The organism is Rhizorhabdus sp. GW822-FHT03C02, assembly GCF_058801765.1.
Window position 1 is genome coordinate 1 of sequence record NZ_JBXANN010000036.1, and the last position, 1007, is coordinate 1007.

1 protein-coding gene is annotated in these 1007 nt (G+C 65.8%); it reads left to right on the plus strand.

What is annotated here, in order from left to right:
• The coding region (locus AC1RM6_RS30450) for a GTP-binding protein (protein WP_493108446.1) at positions 1-1007 on the plus strand (1007 nt) is incomplete at both ends.

Genomic DNA, 1007 nt, shown 5'->3' on the forward strand with positions numbered 1-1007 from the left:
CAGGGCCAGGAGATCGACTTCGCGCTGCTGGTCGACGGGCTCGCCGCCGAGCGCGAGCAGGGCATCACCATCGACGTCGCCTACCGCTTCTTCTCGACCGAGAAGCGCAAGTTCATCGTCGCCGATACGCCGGGGCATGAGCAGTACACCCGCAACATGGTGACCGGCGCCTCGACCGCCGACCTCGCGGTGATCCTGATCGACGCGCGCAAGGGCATCCTCACCCAGACGCGGCGCCACAGCTACCTCGCCCACCTGATCGGCATCCGCAACATCGTGCTCGCGGTCAACAAGATGGACCTGGTCGGCTACGACCAGGCGGTGTTCGACAAGATCGTCGCCGACTATACCGAGTTCGCGACCTCGATCGGGATCACGGCGTTCACGCCGATGCCGATCTCGGGCTTCAAGGGCGACAACATCACCACCGCCAGCGAGAACACCCCCTGGTACACCGGCCCGGCGCTGATGGAGCATCTCGAGACGGTCGAGGTCGACGCCACCGTCAACGCCGCCAAGCCGTTCCGGATGCCGGTGCAGTGGGTCAACCGCCCCAATCTCGACTTCCGCGGTTTCTCGGGCCTGATCTCGACGGGCACGATCGCGCCGGGCGACAAGGTCCGGGTGCTGCCCTCGGGCAAGACCAGCACGGTGACCCGCATCGTGACGCTCGATGGCGATCTCGACAAGGCGACCGCCGGCCAGTCGGTGACGATCTGCTTCGCCGACGAGATCGACTGCTCGCGCGGCGACGTGATCGCGATCGCCGACAATCCCCCCGAAGCCTCCGACCAGTTCGAGGCGACGATCGTGTGGATGGCCGACGAGGCGATGCTGCCGGGCCGGCCCTATTGGCTCAAGCTCGGCACCCAGACGGTGACCGCGAGCATCCAGGCGCCCAAATATCAGGTCAACGTCAACACGATGGAGCAGCTCGCGGCCAAGACGCTCGAGCTGAACGCGATCGGGGTCGCCAATCTGTCGACCGACAAGCCTTTGGTGTTCGA